General features: G+C 65.1%; 15 protein-coding genes. 6 read left to right on the top strand and 9 right to left on the bottom strand.

The window, feature by feature from the left end:
• Positions 1-4: 4 nt before the first annotated feature.
• Entirely contained in the window at positions 5-1171 is a 1167-nt protein-coding gene (rhaI, locus tag NIBR502771_RS08805; RefSeq protein ID WP_141159426.1) for an L-rhamnose isomerase, read from the bottom strand.
• Positions 1172-1276: 105 nt separating this feature from the next.
• Positions 1277-1621, bottom strand: coding sequence for an L-rhamnose mutarotase (locus tag NIBR502771_RS08800; protein WP_141159425.1), 345 nt, complete (start codon positions 1619-1621; stop codon positions 1277-1279).
• A 152-nt stretch (positions 1622-1773) separates the two neighbouring features.
• Here NIBR502771_RS08800 and NIBR502771_RS08795 point away from each other — a divergent pair, with 152 nt between their 5' ends.
• Positions 1774-2790 (top strand): LacI family DNA-binding transcriptional regulator, encoded by a 1017-nt coding sequence (locus tag NIBR502771_RS08795; protein WP_141159424.1) that lies wholly within the window; start codon positions 1774-1776, stop codon positions 2788-2790.
• Here the strand turns inward: NIBR502771_RS08795 and NIBR502771_RS08790 are convergent.
• From NIBR502771_RS08790 to NIBR502771_RS08760, 7 genes are all read right to left on the bottom strand, one after another.
• Entirely contained in the window at positions 2787-3164 is a 378-nt protein-coding gene (locus NIBR502771_RS08790; RefSeq protein ID WP_141159423.1) for an STAS/SEC14 domain-containing protein, read from the bottom strand. The two genes, NIBR502771_RS08795 and NIBR502771_RS08790, sit on opposite strands and share 4 nt — an antisense overlap.
• A 119-nt stretch (positions 3165-3283) precedes the next feature.
• Complete coding sequence (locus tag NIBR502771_RS08785; protein WP_246839844.1) at positions 3284-3940, bottom strand: DUF1961 family protein; 657 nt, start codon at positions 3938-3940, stop codon at positions 3284-3286.
• Positions 3941-3955: 15 nt separating this feature from the next.
• Positions 3956-4648: a rhamnogalacturonan acetylesterase gene (locus NIBR502771_RS08780; protein ID WP_141159421.1), complete on the bottom strand. Its 693-nt coding sequence runs from the start codon at positions 4646-4648 to the stop codon at positions 3956-3958.
• 1 nt (position 4649) lies between these two features.
• Positions 4650-5522: a carbohydrate ABC transporter permease gene (locus NIBR502771_RS08775; RefSeq protein WP_141159420.1), complete on the bottom strand. Its 873-nt coding sequence runs from the start codon at positions 5520-5522 to the stop codon at positions 4650-4652.
• Positions 5522-6496, bottom strand: a complete 975-nt coding sequence (locus tag NIBR502771_RS08770; protein WP_141159419.1) for a sugar ABC transporter permease — start codon at positions 6494-6496, stop codon at positions 5522-5524. Before NIBR502771_RS08770 ends, NIBR502771_RS08775 begins: the two co-directional genes overlap by 1 nt.
• Positions 6497-8026 carry an extracellular solute-binding protein gene (locus tag NIBR502771_RS08765; RefSeq protein ID WP_141159418.1) on the bottom strand — a complete coding sequence of 510 codons (1530 nt, stop codon included), beginning with the start codon at positions 8024-8026 and terminating at the stop codon, positions 6497-6499.
• A gap of 113 nt (positions 8027-8139) precedes the next feature.
• Positions 8140-8808 (bottom strand): YesL family protein, encoded by a 669-nt coding sequence (locus NIBR502771_RS08760; RefSeq protein WP_141159417.1) that lies wholly within the window; start codon positions 8806-8808, stop codon positions 8140-8142.
• Positions 8809-9226: 418 nt separating this feature from the next.
• Here NIBR502771_RS08760 and NIBR502771_RS08755 point away from each other — a divergent pair, with 418 nt between their 5' ends.
• The 5 genes from NIBR502771_RS08755 to NIBR502771_RS08735 all read left to right on the top strand — a co-directional run bounded on the left by NIBR502771_RS08755 (position 9227) and on the right by NIBR502771_RS08735 (position 17068).
• Positions 9227-10528 (top strand): ABC transporter substrate-binding protein, encoded by a 1302-nt coding sequence (locus NIBR502771_RS08755; protein ID WP_141159416.1) that lies wholly within the window; start codon positions 9227-9229, stop codon positions 10526-10528.
• Positions 10525-11466 carry a carbohydrate ABC transporter permease gene (locus tag NIBR502771_RS08750; RefSeq protein WP_141159415.1) on the top strand — a complete coding sequence of 314 codons (942 nt, stop codon included), beginning with the start codon at positions 10525-10527 and terminating at the stop codon, positions 11464-11466. Before NIBR502771_RS08755 ends, NIBR502771_RS08750 begins: the two co-directional genes overlap by 4 nt.
• A complete protein-coding gene (locus NIBR502771_RS08745) occupies positions 11456-12394 on the top strand; it encodes a carbohydrate ABC transporter permease (protein ID WP_141159414.1) in 939 nt (312 codons plus the stop codon). Before NIBR502771_RS08750 ends, NIBR502771_RS08745 begins: the two co-directional genes overlap by 11 nt.
• Positions 12395-12638: 244 nt before the next feature.
• Entirely contained in the window at positions 12639-13799 is a 1161-nt protein-coding gene (locus NIBR502771_RS08740) for a Gfo/Idh/MocA family protein (protein ID WP_246839843.1), read from the top strand.
• A complete protein-coding gene (locus NIBR502771_RS08735; RefSeq protein ID WP_141159412.1) occupies positions 13796-17068 on the top strand; it encodes a family 78 glycoside hydrolase catalytic domain in 3273 nt (1090 codons plus the stop codon). The genes NIBR502771_RS08740 and NIBR502771_RS08735 overlap by 4 nt, the downstream gene beginning before the upstream one ends.
• The last annotated feature ends 10 nt before the right edge of the window (positions 17069-17078 follow it).

Genomic DNA, 17078 nt, shown 5'->3' with positions numbered 1-17078 from the left:
CCCTTTATGCGCCCCATCCGGCTTGCTGGCCGCCTGCGCGGTCCTCGTTGATCTGTTTCTGGTATCCGCTGGCCTTGTAGGCAGCCATCGGGTCCGCGGGCAGGCCGCGGGATTCACGCCACTCCGCCAGAAGGGGCCGGACGTCGGTATAGAAGGCATCGTTGAAAATGCCGTTCGCTGCCAGGACATCGCCCGCACGCTGCGCTTCACCCAGCGCTGCGGTGTCCACCAGCAGCGCCCGCAACGTCATCTCCTGGACGTTGAGGACCGAGCGGATCTGGCCCGGGATTTTTTCCTCCAGGTTGTGGCACTGGTCCAGCATGAGGGCCACACCGGAATCCTTGCCGAACCCGCCGCCGCGGATCACCTCGTGCATGATCCGGAAGAGCTGGAACGGATCGGCGGCACCCACGATCAGGTCGTCGTCGGCGTAGAAGCGCGAGTTGAAGTCGAAGGATCCCAGCTTGCCCAGGCGGAGCAGCTGCATCACGATGAACTCGATGTTGGTGCCGGGGGCATGGTGCCCGGTGTCCAGGCAGACAAACGCCTTCTCCCCCAGGGCCAGGGTCTGCGCGTAGGAGGTGCCCCAGTCCGGGACATCGGTGTGGTAGAAAGCCGGTTCGAAGAACTTGTACTCCAGGACCAGGCGCTGCCCGTCGCCGAGGGCTGCGTAGATTTCCTGCAGGGAGTCGGCCAGGCGGTCCTGGCGGCCGCGCATGTCGTCCTGCCCCGGGTAGTTGGTCCCGTCCGCCAGCCAGATCTTCAAATCGCGGGAGCCGGTGGCGTGCATGATGTCGATACAGTCCAGGTGGTGCTCGATGGCGCGGCGGCGCACGCCCTCGTTGGAAGAGGTCAGGGAGCCGAACTTGTACTCGTCATCCTGGAACGTGTTGGAGTTGATCGTGCCAAGGCCCACACCCAGGCCCGCCGCATACTCCTTCAAAGCGGCGTAATCATCGACCTTGTCCCACGGAATATGCAGGGCGACCGTGGGGGCCAGGCCGGTCAGCTCATGGACCTTGGCGGCGTCCGCCAATTTTTCCTGGACCGTGCGCGGCGTGCCTGGGGTGCCGAACACCTTGAACCGCGTGCCTGAATTGCCATAGGCCCATGAAGGGACCTCGATGGCAAGCTCCCCGAGCCTGCCCAGCGCCGTTGCTACGTCATTCATGTTGATTCTCTCCGGTGGTGAGCGTCTGTCTGCTGCATTTGGTTGATGCCCCGCTGCTGGAGCGTGCCTGTTGTCTTGGGTGGCCGGATCCAGGCCTCCAGCCGGTCAGCCTGCGGAGGGTGGTGCCGCGAGTTGGCTGTCCAGGTTGAAGACTTCCGCCAGCACCTGGAACCCCTCGTCGGGCGCCTGGCCGGAATCTTCGAAGAGGGTTGCCATCTCTGCCTGCCAACGGGCGTTGACGTCCGTCAGCGCCATGCGGGCACGGGCCGCGTCAAAGTCGTCGCACTCCACGTATCCCACCAGGAGCCCGTCCTCTCCGAGGAACAGGGAGTAGTTGTGCCAGCCCGCTTCCTTGAGTGCGTGCAGCATCTCCGGCCACACCGCGGCGTGCCGGCGCCGGTATTCATCGATCAGCTGCGGCTGGACCGAAGAACGGAAACACACCCTCATCGGTGCCCCTTTCAAAACGCCAATAAATTTTTGAATCGTTTCATTGGTACGATTCAAAGTACTCTTGGATTTGAGCAGGTGTCAAGCAATGGCAGAAATTATGATTTGCCGTAGGGATCTTCCCGGCGGGGGCATGTCAGCACGGAGAACCGATGAACCGCACAGCCAGTATCAAGGACGTGGCCACCCACGCGGGCGTGGCCGTTGGCACCGTGTCCAATGTCCTCAACTACCCCGACCGGGTGTCGGACAGGACCAAGGAGCGGGTCCTGTCCGCCATCGACGAACTTGGGTTTGTCCGCAATGACGCCGCGCGCCAGCTTCGCGTGGGGCACAGCCGCACCATCGGACTTATCGTCCTGGACGTAGGCAACCCGTTCTTTACCTCCGTTGTCCGCGCTGCGGAAGACGCCGCAGCGCTGCAGGGCAGCGCCGTCCTGCTGGGTGACAGCGGCCACAACGCAGGCCGGGAAGCGAACTACATCGACCTCTTCCAGGAGCAGCGTGTGCAGGGGCTGCTGATTTCGCCCGTGGGCGATGTGACGGACAGGCTGGATCTCCTCCGCGAGCGCGGCGTCCCCACGGTGCTGGTGGACCGGCTGGCCGACGAGTCCAAGTTCAGCTCAGTTGCCGTGGACGATGACGCCGGCGGATACCTGGCCGCCAGGCACCTCCTGGACACGGGCCGCCGTCGGCTCGCCTTTGTTGGCGGCTCCACCTCCATCCGCCAGGTGGCCGACCGCCTGCAGGGGGCCCGCCGGGCCGTCAAGGAGGAACCGGACGCCACGCTGGAAGTCCTGGACGCGGAGGGGCAGACCGTCCTGGCCGGCCGCAGCGTGGGAGACATGCTGGTGGCGCGGGGCCGGGCGGAGCTGCCGGACGGGATCTTCTGCGCCAACGACCTCCTGGCCCTGGGCGTCATGCAGTCGCTCACCATGACGCATACGTTCCGCATTCCCGGGGACGTGGCGCTGATCGGCTATGACGACATCGACTTTGCGGCCTCTGCCGTGGTTCCCCTGTCCTCCATCCGCCAGCCCACCCAGCTGCTGGGCAGGACGGCCATCGAACTGCTGTCCGAAGAGGTGGAGTCCCAAAATCCAGTCCACCGTTCCGTGGTGTTCACGCCGGAACTCGTGGTCCGGCAGAGTACAGCCCCCGCTGGCTAATTCGCTGCGGGCTGCAGCCATTTCAGGGACTCGCTCCGCGACGTGAAGAAGCGGGTGGGGCAGGGCGGCACGTGAACGCCCAGGAAGAAATTCGCGATGATCCGGTCCACCGGACTTGCCCCCAGCAGGGCGATCCTGTTGGCCGCGCACGGGATGGAGAATACTGAGCGGGCCTGGATGCTCACATTCTCGGTGGTGGCCATGTCCACGAGCATCGGGTAGTTTGCGTCCCCCGCTATCCGGTTCACCGCGGCCATCGCCGCCTGCGCATCCTCGACTTCAATGCGGACCTTGGGCTCCCAGATGAGGTGGATGACCCCGTCAGCACGCAGCTCCACTGTGCCTTTGCCGCCGTCGACCACTACGGGCTCCATACCCGCCTCCCTCCAGTAGGCAGTTCCTGAACCCCTCCATCTTGCCCCACACGGAAGGTGGGAGCCCACCCCCCCACCGGCAAGGCCAATGTCACTGGAACCGCCAACCGGACGGTCGCCTAGAGCCTCTCCACCACGAGGTTCCGGTAGGCCGCCCGGAGCGGAGCCATCTGGCGGAAACCGATACGGCCGCCGCCCAGCACTTCGTCCGACCGGTCACGCCACTCAAAGAGCAGCAGGCCGTTGATCGAAAATGCCACCCGGGCCCCGTCCTTCACCAACTCCAGGCGGTAGAAGTCCGCAGCATCCTCCGTAGGCGGCAAGGGATCCGCGCCCTGCGCCATCAGTTCGAAGCCCGCACTCTTGCGGAGGTTGCAGGTACGGAAGGCAAGCTCCGATGGGTACTTGTGCCGGAAATAGGACACGTGCAGGGCGTCGATGTCCCCCGAGTGGTACTGGGGGTAGTAGCCCGTCCGGGGCGCGAGTGCGGGACTGAACAAGTCCAGCCCGCCCTGGCCGGCGGCCGCGAAGAACAGCATGGCCAGGCCGGGCTCCGCTAGCGGCAGGAACTCCCAGCTGATGCGGATCCGGTCCGGGAATTCTTCCGGGCACCAGAAGGTCCAGTGCGCGTGGTCGCCGAACTCGCCGTCATCCAGCGTGCCGGACAGCTCCAGGGCACCGTTGTGGCTGCGCAGGCTAAGCGGCCCTTCGGCCACCCAACCGGCCACGTCATCCGGTCCTGCCAGCGGGTTGCGGTAGAGGATGCCCGTCTCCAAGCCCGCCGTGCCCACCTAGCCGCGTCCCGCCGTCGTACTTAACACTTTGGTGCCGGCCACGCCGTAGCCCATGCCCGCCAGCTGGCGCGCCACCTCCGCCGCCACCAGTGCGGCACCCTGCTGCGAGAAATGCGTGTCGTCCGCCAGCCCCGCGGGCCAGGACGCGTGCTCCCCCGGCGCGAAGTGGCAGAAGAGCTCCCGGCTACCCTCCCGCCCCAGCCGACCATAAAGGCGCCGGGTCCAGGCGTTCAGGTCAATCACCGGAACCCCAAGCTCCGGGCCCAGTTCGCGGACCACCTCCGGATAGTCCTCAAGGCTCTCCTCAAGAACGTCCGACGACGGCGCGTCCAGGAAGTGCCGGCGCTCCACCGATGTGCACAGCACCGGCGCCGCACCCGCGCGATGCACCTCCCCCACCATGGTGCGCAGGTTCGCCGCGTAGCCCGTACGGGCGGCCAGATGCAGCTTTTTCTGGTCGTTGTGGCCGAACTGGATGAGCACGGCGTCCCCTGGGCCCGCCAAGGCGAGCAGGTCCGCCCAGCGTCCCTCGTCGCGGAAGGATTCCGTGCTTGCCCCGCCTTTGGCGAAGTTATGCACCGATCCCCACCGGTAGGTATGCGGCGGAAGCTGCGCTCCCCAACCGCTCATGGGGAACTTTTGGGTGGGGCAGTCGGCCACGGTGGAATCTCCGGCCAGCAGGATTTTCATGTCACCCTTTCACGGATCCGATGAGCATGCCCTTGGCGAAGTGCTTTTGCAGGAATGGGTAGAAGATGAGGATGGGCAGCGTGGCCACCACGATCACGGCGAACTTGATGCCCTGTTCCGGCGGGATGTAGTTGGGATCAACGTTGCCAGTGCCCAGCAGGTCCGAGGCCGCCGTGACCTGCCGCAGGTACATCTGCAGGGTCCATTTGGAGTTGTCGCTCAGGTACAGCAGGGGCGACATGAAGTCGTTCCAGATGCCCACCGCATAGAACAGCGCGAACGTGGCCAGGACCGGTTTGGACAGCGGCAGGAGGATCCGCCACAGGATTCCGATCTCGGTGGCGCCGTCCATCTTGGCGGACTCTTCAAGTTCGGCCGGCAGTTCCTGGAAGAAGTTCTTGATAATGATCAGGCTGAATGGATTGATGGCCGCCGGCAGGATCAGGGCCCAATATGAGTTGAGCAAGCCCAGGTCCTTGACCAGCAGGAAGGTGGGGATCATGCCGCCGGAGAAGACCATGGCGAAAACCACCAGGGACAGGATCACGTTCCTGCCCCGCAGGCTCTTCTTGGCCAATGGGTAGGCCATGGTCACGGTGAAGGCCAGCTGGACCATGGTGCCCACCGCGGTGACCAGGATGGTGGTGACCAGTGCCCGGACGAACGCCGGGGTGGCGAAGATGTACTCGTAGGAGCCCAGGGTGAACTGTTCCGGCCAGACGAAGAATGCCCGGCGGGTGATCTCCGCTTCGGTGGCGAACGAGCCCGCGAAGACGTAGACAAACGGCAGCAGCGTGATGATGCCGATCAGGGACAGGAAGAGGTAGTTGGCGGCGTCAAAGATCCGGCCGCCGCGGGTGTTGTGGATCTTCATTAGAACAGTCCGCTCTGGTTGAAACGCTTGGCCAGCCAGTTGGTGCCGAAGATCAGCACGATGCCCACCACGGATTTGAAGAGCCCCACGGCAGTGGAATAGCTGTAGGCGCCCTGGGTGATGCCCACGAAGTAGACGTAGGTGTCAAAGACGTCCGCCACCTCGCGGTTCAGGGCGTTGGTCATCAGGTAGATCTGTTCGAAGCCGGTGTTGAGCATCTGCCCGATGGCCAGGATCAGCATCACGATGATCGTGGAACGAATCGCCGGCAGGGTGATGTGCCAGACGCGGCGGAACCGGCCGGCACCGTCGATGATCGCGGCCTCGTACTGGTCCTGGTCCACGGTGGAAAGGGCGGCCAGGAAGATGATGGTGCCCCAGCCCGTGTTCTTCCAGATCTCCTGGAGCACGATCAGGGGGCGGAACCAGGCCGGGTCGCTCAGGAAATCGATATGCGTGCCCATGGTGTTGTTCAGGAACTGGAACAACGGGCCGATGTCCAGGGCGAACAGCAGGAAGCTCAGCGAGGCCACGATGGTCCAGGACAGGAAGTGCGGGATGTACACCAGGGTCTGGACCGTGCGCTTGAGGACGGACAGGCGTACCTCATTGAGCAGCAAGGCCAGGACGATGGTCAGCGGGAACGCGATGCCCAGGTTAAGGAAAGCCAGAATCAGGGTGTTGCCCAACAGCCGCGGGAAGTCCGGGTTGGCAAAGAAATCCGTGAAGTTCTGCACTCCCACCCAGGGGCTGCCGTTCACCCCCAGGAACGGGACGTAATCCTTGAACGCGATGGATACGCCATACATGGGGGCGTACCGGAACACCGCGAAGTACACCACGCCGGGCACCAGCAGCAGGTAGAGCCACTTGTAGTGAGCGAAGTGGACGGAGAACCTGCCCCCTTTCCGGGGAGCGGGCGGGGTCTTGCCCGCCCGCTCCCCGGAAAGGGTGTCAATGACAGGGGCTGCCATTTACTTGTTGTCCTGCCAGAGCTTGTTGATTTCTTCCTTGACCTTGTCGCCGCCGCTGGTGTCCCAGAGCTTGATGGCGTCCTTCAGGCCCTGCTCATCGATCTGCCCGGCAAGATACTTGATCCGGGCGTCGGCCACGATGTTGTCCAGTTGGGCGCCCTTGGCCACGTAGGTGGCGGAAACGTAGGGCGCGGCCGGGTTGTAGACCGCGCTCTTGAGGTCCTCAGCCATCACGTCCGTGCGCTTGTCGAAGACCTGCTGTTCATAGTCGCTGGGCTGCTTGACGGGGTAGAACTGGTTTCCGGCAACGTTCATGCCCAGCTGGGCGTAGCTCTTGATGTCGGTGCTGACGGCCTTTCCTTCCGGGGTTTCCGGTTTGACGGTGGCCGCCTTGCCGTCCTGCACCGTGAAGTTCACGTTCTCGATGCCGTTGTTGAGCAGCACAGCGACGTCCTTGCCGTTCATGGTGTTCAGGAACTCCAGGACCTTGTCCAGTTCGGCCTCGCTCCTCACGCTGGCCTTCGGGATTGCAAGGAAGCCTGAATAGCCGTCGGTGGGGTGGGCGTGCAGCTTCCCGTCGGGGCCAACCAGGTTCCCGACAAAGCCCACTTTGTTCTGGAAGTTGTTGGGGTCTGCCTGCTTGAAGAGGTTGACCAGGACGCTCACGCGGGAATCGACGTCGACAATCATGCCGCCCTTGCCGTTGAAGAACGGCTCGTTCCATTTGGTGGGGTCAAAGGTGGCGAAGTCAGGGTTGATGAGCTTTTCGTCCACCATCTTCTTGATGAACCTGTCGGCCTGGAGGAACTCGTCGGTTTCGAAGCTGGGAACCAGCTTCCCGTCCCGCTCGGTCCACCGGTTTCCGGCGCCGAACCATTCCTCGATCACGTCGTAGGGGCTGTTGGTTCCCAGTGCACCCCATTTGGGAATGGTGATGCCCCAGGTGTCGTTGATGCCGTTGCCGTCCGGGTCCTGTTCGGTGAAGGCCTTTGCCACCTTGTACAGGTCCTCCACGGTCTTGGGCGCCTGCAGGCCCAGCTTGTCCAGCCAGTCCTGCCGGAACATCACGGCGGTGCGCATGGGAGAGCGTTCACGGAACAGGCCGTAGACCTTTCCGTTGACGCTCGAGTTCTTCTGGATGTCCGGGAAGGTGGTTTTGAGGTTGGGGTATTTGTCGAGTTTGTCCGTGAGGTCCCAGAATGCACCTGCCTGGGCATTCTTGACGAACCCGGGGCTCTTGGTCTGGATCACCATGACCTGCGGGATATCGGATCCCGCAAGCGTGATGTTGGTCTTGTCCTCGTAGGAAGCGTTGGGTGCCCAGTTGATCTTGACCTGCTTGCCGGTGAGCTCCTCCAGCTTCTTCTGGACCGCGCCGTCTGACGCCGGCGGCTGGGCTTCCAGGAACGGGGCCATGATGGACACCGAGGTGAGGTCCGCGGCCGGGGCGTTCCCACTGCTGCACGCCGTGAGGGACAGTGCAGTGGCGGTGACGACGGCGGCGGCCAGGGTCAGTTTCCGATGGATCATGTTTCTTCCTTTTCCACTTCATTGGGGTTTGGGTTCGCTGGACCCGCGATTGATACGTTTCATTTGCGCTCCGCGCACGGATACATGGAGGCATCCGCCGCCCGGGCGGGTTGTCAGGCGGTCGACGCCCCCGAGAGGGCCCCGCCCGCGGCAGTTCCACCAGCTATCGCTACGGACTGGTCATTGGCCGTGAAGAACCGGTCACACAACCAGCCCGTGAGGTAGAGCCAGGCTCCGATACTGAAGAACGGAACCAGCCCCGGTATCCAGCTGCTGGCATAAACCACTGCTGCGGAAACAAAGAGCAGGATGACCGTTCCGGCCAGGTGCCGCACGGCGAACCGGGATGACATCAGCAGGTACTGCGGCAGCGGCAGCTCATACCGGGCATACAGGGGGAACAGGTAGCAGACTGCGCCCGCCAGGAAGATTGCCGCGACAAGGACTGCCGCCGCCGTGGACTGGGCAAAGATTCCGCCACTTCCCGCAAAATAGTTCCAGTTCAGGAGAAGCGCCGCCGTGACGGCCATGACCGGAACCGACAGGAGGTTGGCCCTGGCGAAGTTCCGGAAGTAGGCGGACGTGAACCCGCGAAGCAAGGGGGCACCATCCCCTGCGACCCTCCTTCGGACCACAATCTGCGCGGCGGCGGTGGCCGGGCCGGCACCAAGGACGCCGGCCCCCACCAGCGTGAAAGCGATCCACAGCAGGTTCAGGCCTGCCACCCACAAAAGCGTGTCGAAAAATGCGTAGGCACGCGCACTGAAGGTTCCGGACAGCATGGCACGGCTCCCTTCTGTTCTTCATGGTTGCAGGGGCGGATCCCAATGGTTGCAGGGGCGGAATCCCGCCCGTCCGCGTCACCCCAGTAATCGGTTTCTCGAAAATCTAGACCCAGACCGCCTGCCGGTCAAGTGAAGTTTTGAATCGTTACACAAAGCGATCACCCACGTCCTGCCGCCTTGCGGCGACAGGGGGAAAGCGCTTCCCCTTGATGTTCGCGCCTAGCTGGGGATGAAAATGATCCCCGGCCGCGCAGCCTGGATCAGGCGACCTTCGAGGTGGTTTGGGAAAGCCCTTGCCAAGTTCTTTGGAATGCGCTTTCCTTGTAGGGAGAAAGAACGTGGCGTAGAACACATGCATCCCTCGATTCCACATCGGATGCGCTGTACAGCAACTCATGACCTCAAAGGAGAGACAATGACAACGTTTACCCGACGATCGGCGCTGGCACTATTTGCCGGAACTGCCGCTGTGGGAGCCCTTTCCGCCTGTGGAACCGGTGGGGGTGCGAAGAACGCTGATGGCTCCGTAACCCTGCGTGTTTCCTGGTGGGGCAACGATGTGCGCAATAACCAGACCCAGCAGGTGATCGATGCCTTCCAGCAGGCCCATCCGAACATCAAGATCCAGGGAGAGCCCGGGGTGTGGTCGGGGTACTGGGACAAGCTGGCTACCCAGACGGCCGCAAACGATGCACCCGACGTGATCCAGATGGATCTTGCGTACATCGCCGAGTACGGCGGGCGGGGCGCGCTCCTTGACCTCTCCAAGCAGAACCAGCTGGACCTGTCCGCCTTCGACCAAAACACCCTCAAAGCGGGCCAGTACAACGGCAAGCTGAACGGCATCAGCACGGGACAAAACGCCCTCGCCGTCTTCGCTAACGTCAACCTCTTCAAGAAGGCCGGCGTCGCGATCCCTGACGATACTAAATGGACGTGGGACGACTACCTGAAGACGGCCCAGGCCCTCGCGGCAGCCACCGGCACCTACGGAGCCTCGTATGGCTTGACGGACCAGAGCCTCAACATCTGGCTGCGCCAGCGGGGAGAGCAGCTGTACACCCAGGATGGCCAGACCGGGTTCACCGTCGACGGCGTGGCCTCCTACATGGCCTTCCAGAAGAAGCTGATGGATTCCAACGCAGCGCCCCCCGCGAGCGTGGCACAGGAGGACATCGGCGCACCCGTCGAGCAGACCCTCGCCGCGACCAACAAGACCGGCATGTCTTTCTGGTGGACCAATCAGCTCGGCGCCATTGCGAAGGCCACAGGCAGCGACATCAAGCTGCTGCGCGTCCCGAGCCAGGACGGCAACCCCAAGGATGACGGGCTCTACTACAAGCCCTCGATGTACTGGTCCGCGTCGTCACGCTCCAAGCATGCGGCCGAGGCCGCGACGTTCATCGACTACCTGGTCAACAGCCCCGACGCTGCGAAGATCGTCACCACAGAGCGCGGTTTCTCGACGTCCCCGAAGATCCAGGACTCCATCAAGCCGTTGCTGACCCCCACCGACAAGACCGCCCTCGACTTCCTCACGGCGATCAAGCCGGAACTCGGCGAACCGCCCGCTGTTCCACCCACCGGGTCGAGCAAGGCCGCCGATGCCCTCGGCCGCCACACCACCGACGTCCTGTTCGGGCGCGCCAGCGCCCAGGATGCAGCCGCTGCATTCAAGTCCGAAGCGGACAACATGATCAAGAGCGCCAAGAAATGAGCGTCCTCACCGAACTGGGCAGCCTCGGCAAGAAATCGCCCCGGGGCGGGCCCAAGGTCAAGCGGACCTTCCGCGACAACCGGGCCGCGATGGTGTTCCTCGCCCCCTGGATCGTGGGCCTGGTCGCCATCACCATCGGACCGATGCTGATCTCCCTCTACCTCTCCTTCACGGACTACAACCTGATCCAGGACCCGAACTTCATCGGCGCCGACAATTTCACCCGAATGATGCAGGACGACCGGTTCTGGAATTCCCTGCGGGTCACCCTGACATACGTGATAGTCGGTGTCCCGCTGCAGCTCGGCCTGGCCCTGGCTGTGGCCCTGGCCCTGGACAAAGGCATCAAGGGCCTGCCGATCTACCGCTCGGTGTTCTACCTGCCTTCCCTCCTGGGCTCTTCGGTGGCGGTCGCGATCCTCTGGAAGCAGATGTTCGGCACCTCCGGCCTGGTCAACCAACTCCTGGCCATGATCGGCATCACCGGCCCGGGCTGGATCTCAGACCCCAGCACCGCCCTTGGCAGCATCATCCTGCTGCACGTCTGGACCTTCGGATCCCCCATGATCATCTTCCTGGCCGGGCTGCGGCAGATACCCGCCATGTACTACGAAGCCGCAGCCGTGGACGGCGCCGGCCGGGCCACCCGATTCCTAAAAATCACCCTGCCCCTGCTGAGCCCGATCATCTTCTTCAACCTCGTGCTGCAAATCATCGGCGCGTTCCAGTCCTTCACACAGGCGTTCATCGTCTCCGGCGGCACCGGCGGCCCGTCCGACTCGACCATGTTCTTCACCCTGTACCTCTACCAGCGCGGCTTCGGCCAGTTCGACATGGGCTACGCCTCCGCGATGGCCTGGGTCCTGCTGGTCATCGTCGGCGCCTTCACCGCCGTCAACTTCTACGCATCGAAATTCTGGGTGTTCTATGACGACTGAATCAGCCCCGCGCGTCACCACCGACGCCCCCCTGCCCGCCCCCGGCCCCGCCAACGGCCGCCGGGAGCCCAACCCTCCGGCCAGCACCTCGCCCCGCCCCAAACACCGGACCAAGAGCATCCTGAAACACGCGATCCTGATCGCCACCGCGATCATCATGATCTACCCGCTGCTATGGATGGTCGTCTCCTCCTTCCGGCCCAGCGCGGACGTCTTCCGCGCCCCCGGCCTCTGGCTCACCGAAATCCACACCGAGAACTACGCCACCGGCTGGAACGCCCTAACCTCACCCTTCGGGACCTACCTGCTGAACTCCGCCCTGGTGGTCCTGGGCGCCGTGATCGGCAACCTCGTCTCCTGCTCGATGGCCGCCTACGCCTTCGCCCGGCTGGACTTCCGGGGCAAGAAATGGATGTTCGGCGCCATGCTCGTCATGATCATGCTCCCCATCCACGTCGTGATCGTCCCGCAGTACATCCTGTTCTCCCAGATCGGCTGGGTGAACACCTTCGCGCCCCTCATCGTGCCGAAGTTCCTCGCCACGGACGCGTTCTTCACCTTCCTCATGGTCCAGTTCATCCGCGGCATTCCCCGCGAACTGGATGAGGCGGCAAGGATCGACGGCGCGGGCCACCCCCGCATCTTCCTGCAGGTCATCCTTCCCCTGATGACCCCCGCCCTGGCCACCACCACCATCTTCACGTTCATCTGGACCTGGTCCGATTTCTTCAGCCAGCTCATCTACCTCACCTCCCCCGACGTGTTCACCGTCCCCGTCGCACTCCGCAGCTTCGTCGACGCCCAATCCAGCACCGACTGGGGATCCATGTTCGCCATGTCCATCGTCTCCCTACTGCCCGTCTTCATCGCCTTCCTCGTCGGCCAAAAATTCCTCGTCAAAGGCATCGCCACCACCGGCATCAAATAACCACCCGCCGGGGTGCGTGTCCCACCACGCACCACCGGCCTTTGCCTGTCCGCTGCATGTCCCGGCGGGCCACCATTCTGAAGATCCGCCTCCGCAGCCGGGGGGCGCCCCAATCTGATTGCCCTGCTGGGCCGAACGGAGAACCATGGCAACGCCTGCCGGCGCGGCACTTCCGACAACACTCAACCGGGAACCTGCGGATCGCAATACCGGCCGGCCCCAACAGGGAAATGCGCCCGCGCGCGTGGCGCTGGTTGGCGTACACGGCTTCGGTACCCAGCACCTGCTGAACCTTGAACGGCTCACCACGGCAGGCGCCGTCGAACTCGTTGCCGCAGCAGATCCCACCCCGCCGGCACCGGGGTCCCTGCCGGCGTCGTCCATGGTCTTTCCGGGATTGCCCGAACTCCTGGCCCATACCGCGGACCTGGATGCCATCATTGTGGCCACTCCGATCCAGACCCATGCACCGCTGGGCCTGGCAGCGCTGGCCGCCCACGCGGACCTCTACCTGGAGAAGCCACCCGTAGCGTCCCTGGCTGATTTCACCCGCCTGGCAGAGGCGGCATCGGCGTCGGGACGCAGCGTGCAGATCGGGTTCCAAAGCCTTGGTTCGCACGCCTTGGCAGCGATCGGGGACCTCCTCGCGGCAGGCACCATCGGCACGCTCCAAGGCATCTCCGCGACCGGCCGCTGGGTCCGGGACAAGGCCTATTACAAGCGGTCACGCTGGGCCGGGAAACGCACCCTCGACGGCGTGGATGTGGTGGACGGCGTGGCAACCAACCCGCTGGCGCACGCCGTCGCAACAGCCCTCCGGATCGCCGGGGCACGCACCACCTCCGATCTCGCCTCCGTGGAAACCGAGCTGTACCGCGCCAACGGCATCGAATCCGACGACACATCGGTCATCAGGATCCGCACCACCGCGGGCCTGCCCATCACCTGTGCCCTGACGCTCTGCGCCGCCACGTCTGTTGAACCCTGCGTGATCCTCCAGGGAACGGCAGGAACAGCGGTGTTCCATTACACCGAAGACCGCCTCACCGTTTCGACGGAAGCCGGCACCACGGAGGAGACATTCGGCCGGGACGACCTCACGGAAAACCTCCTGGCCCACCGCAGGAACGGCACGCCGTTGATCAGTCCTCTTCTGGACAGCGGCGCCTTCATGCTGGTCCTGGAAGCCATCCGTACCGCACCAGCGCCCGCCCCGATCGCCGCGGAACACGTCCGGTGGGAAGGCGAAGGCGACACCGCCCATGCAGTGGTACCGGGTATCGAGGCGGCCCTTGAACAGGCCGGCCGGCAGCACGCCACCTTCAGCGAACTCGGACTTCCCTGGGCGCACTCGGCTCCTGCGGCCTTCACGGTTCCCGCAAGCCCCATGAACACTGCCCCATGAACCAGGAAACCACGCAGGACCGGCAGGCTGCCTCCATTCCACCCGGCACGGACGGGTCCAGTTCAGGGCAACTCCTGGCCGTCCACCTCCTGACGGACGGCCTCGAAGAGTGCCTGACGGCCTCCCGCCGCCCTACCTTCGGCTGGGACCTGGCCCAGGCCGGGAACCACGACCCCGCACAGGCCTGGCAGACCGGCTATGAGATAACGCTGGAAGACGGCTCCGGAGCCCACACCTGGAGCTCCGGCTGGGTTGCGGACAACAAGCACCGGCACATCCCCTACACCGGCCCCGGGCTGGAAACCGATGCTGATTATGCCTGGCGCGTCCGGATCCGCGACGCCACCGGAGCCGCCGGCGAATGGTCGGCTGCCAAGCAGTTCAGCACAGGCCTGGATGACAGCTCCTGGCAGGCAGAATGGATACGCCGTACTCCCGGCGGCCGGGCACCACTCGGGATTCTGGACTGCGCGCTCCGCGTGGCGGGATCGCCGTTCCTGCCCCTCCCCTGCCCGCCGGTGCGCAGCTTCCGGCTGGAAGCCCGGCTGCGGCCCGTGATGGGCCGGGTGGGCATGATCCTCCGGAGTGGCGGACCTGGGACCGGCCTGCTCCTCGAACTGGACCAGGCAGGCAGTGTGGTGCTGCGGCGGGCCCCTGCGTGGGAGATTCCCGCGGCGGCCACGCCGCCCACCACGGTACTGGCAAGTGCGGATGCCAGCACCCCGCCCGCGCAGAACGGGGGCTGGCTGGAGCTGGCCGTGGCGGACGACGGAAACCGGATCACGGTGTCCCTGAATGGCGCCGAGCTGATGGCGGTCCAGGAGCCGGCCGGGCCAGAGGGGCGGCTGGCCCTGCACCAGGGCCCGCGCAGCCAGGCTGAGTACGCGTCGCTGCGGGTTGTCGCCGGGGGATCGCCCCTGATGGATCAAAGGTTCGACGGCGGCACGGACGCCGGGAGCGGCATCCTGGCCGCCTGGACCCGAACCACGGCCTTCCGCCAGCCCGACGAATGGACGTTGTTCCGCGCGGCGGTTGAGCTCACCGGCAAGGTCAGCCGGGCGCGCCTGTACGTGGCCGCCAACCACCACGCACAAGTTTCCGTCGCCGGGGTCCACAGCCTCAGCGTGACGTCGTTCGGGTACCCCGGGGAAGGCTACTACGATGCTGCGGACGTCACCGGCGTGCTGGCCGCACAGCCGCAGGGGGAGCCGGTTCCGTTGACAGCCCTGCTGCACTGGTACGGCCCGGGCCAGGGCAGGGCCGCAGGAGTTCCGGGCCTCCTTGCCCGGCTCAGCGTGCAGTACACGGACGGGCGCCGCGAGGTGTTCGGTTCGGGTCCCGGCTGGTCGGCAGGGGAGGCGCCATACCGCCAGTCGGGCTACCGGAACGACGAGGGCGACCCCGTGGAACACCTGGACGGAGAGGCCGCGGCGTCCCTTAGCCCTGCCGAAGACCTGCCCGCCGCCATCCTGTGCGGCCGCCACCCGTCGTCGGACTTTCCCCGCCTCCACCCGCGCCGCACCTCCCTGGCTGAAGAGTTCGTTGCCCCGCGCGAATTCCTTACGGCCGGCGACGGCACCCTGGTTGCAGACTTCGGCCAGGTCCTGCCCGGGCGGCCTGAGATCGATTTCCTGGACGGCGTCCCCGGGCGCACCGTGATGCTCCGGGCCGGCTACGTCCTCCGCCCGGACGGGCGGGTGGATGCCGGAAAGACGGCCAGCCAAAACACGGACATGTCCTTCCCCTATACCCAGGCGGCAGGGCCCCAACAGTTCCACGCCACCGTGCACCTGGGTTTCCGTTACCTGGAGCTACCCGGCGTTGATCCTGCTGAGGTGTCCAGGGTCGGTGCGGTGGTGGTCCGCGGAGGCCAGCCCGGCGAGGGCAGCTTCTCCAGCTCGGATCCCACCCTGGACGCCGTCTTCCGGCTGCTGCGGGATTCGGCGCTGTACGGGGTGCAGGAGCAGTTCGTGGACACCCCGACCCGGGAAAAAGGCCAGTTCCTGGCCGACGCCGCGAACATCTCCTATGCCACCATGGCCCTGTTCGGCGAGCACGCCTACACGGCGCAGGCGCTGCGGGAGTTCAGCTGGTCTGCGCTCCGTTATTGGACCGACGGGGAGGACAAAGGGCGCTACAACGCCGTCTACCCCAACGGGGACGGCAAGCGCGACATTCCTGATTTCTCCCTGATGGTCCCCGAGTGGGCCGAGGAGTACCACCGCCGCACCGGAGACCTCACGCTCATCCGCGAGCTGCTGCCGCACCTGTGCGATACGGCGGACTACGCGCTGCGGTACATTCCCGCGGAGGGCCCGACGGCGGGACTGGTCACCAGGCTGGGCGGCGGCTCCGGCCCGTACCTGCACGGCATCGTTGACTGGCCCGCGCCTGGCCGGTTTGGGTACGACATGGAGTGTGCGGCTAAAACCACCGTCAACGCCCAGGCGTACTCGGCGCTGATGTCGACGGCCCGGCTCTGCGGCACCGTTGGTGACGAGGATGCAGCAGCCCGCTATGCGGCGTCTGCCCGGACCCTGGCCAGGGCCATCCGGTCACGCCTGCGGGTGGACGGGGTAATGATCGACGGCCTCCACGGGGACGGAACCCCCAGCCCCCACGCGTCCCAGCACGCCACTTCCTTCCCGCTGTCCCTGGGCATCACCGACCCGGCCGACGCCCACGAGGATGCCGTCCGGATCGCGGCCATGGGGATGCGGCAGGGACCCATGACCGTGCACCGCCTGGTCCGCGCCCTGCTTGGCCAAGGCATGACCGACGCGGTTCTGGACCTGCTCACCAACAGCGGCCAGCCCGGCTGGGCCCGGCTCCTGGAACGCGGCGCCACCTTCACCTGGGAGGCCTGGGACCTGGTGGACGGCACCGACTACAGCCAGTCGCACGCCTGGTCCGCATCGGTAGTCAAGGAGATCTTCGAACACCTGCTGGGCGTACGGAACGTGGTGCCCGGCGAACTCCTGATTGAGCCGCCGTTGTGCCGGCTGGACCACGCCCGCGGCCGCGTGCCCACGGGCAACGGCTGGGCGGACGTCAGCTGGCGGCGGCACGGTCCATTGGTGGAGGTTGAGTGCACCATTCCGCCGGGAGTGCTGGCAACAGTCAGGTTGCCGTCGGGCCTTTACGGGGTCAAAGGCCCGACGCCGGACGGTGCAGCCGCCAGGTCTTTGCCGGAAGATGCAGCAGGCCCCGCCGGGGCCACCAGGGATTTCCGGGTCCACACTGGAACGTGGACCTTCGCACCGGAGTGAAGCAGGCAGA

The organism is Pseudarthrobacter sp. NIBRBAC000502771, assembly GCF_006517215.1.
GTDB classification, from domain to species: domain Bacteria; phylum Actinomycetota; class Actinomycetes; order Actinomycetales; family Micrococcaceae; genus Arthrobacter; species Arthrobacter niigatensis.
This window is presented reverse-complemented; position numbering and strand designations above follow the sequence as displayed.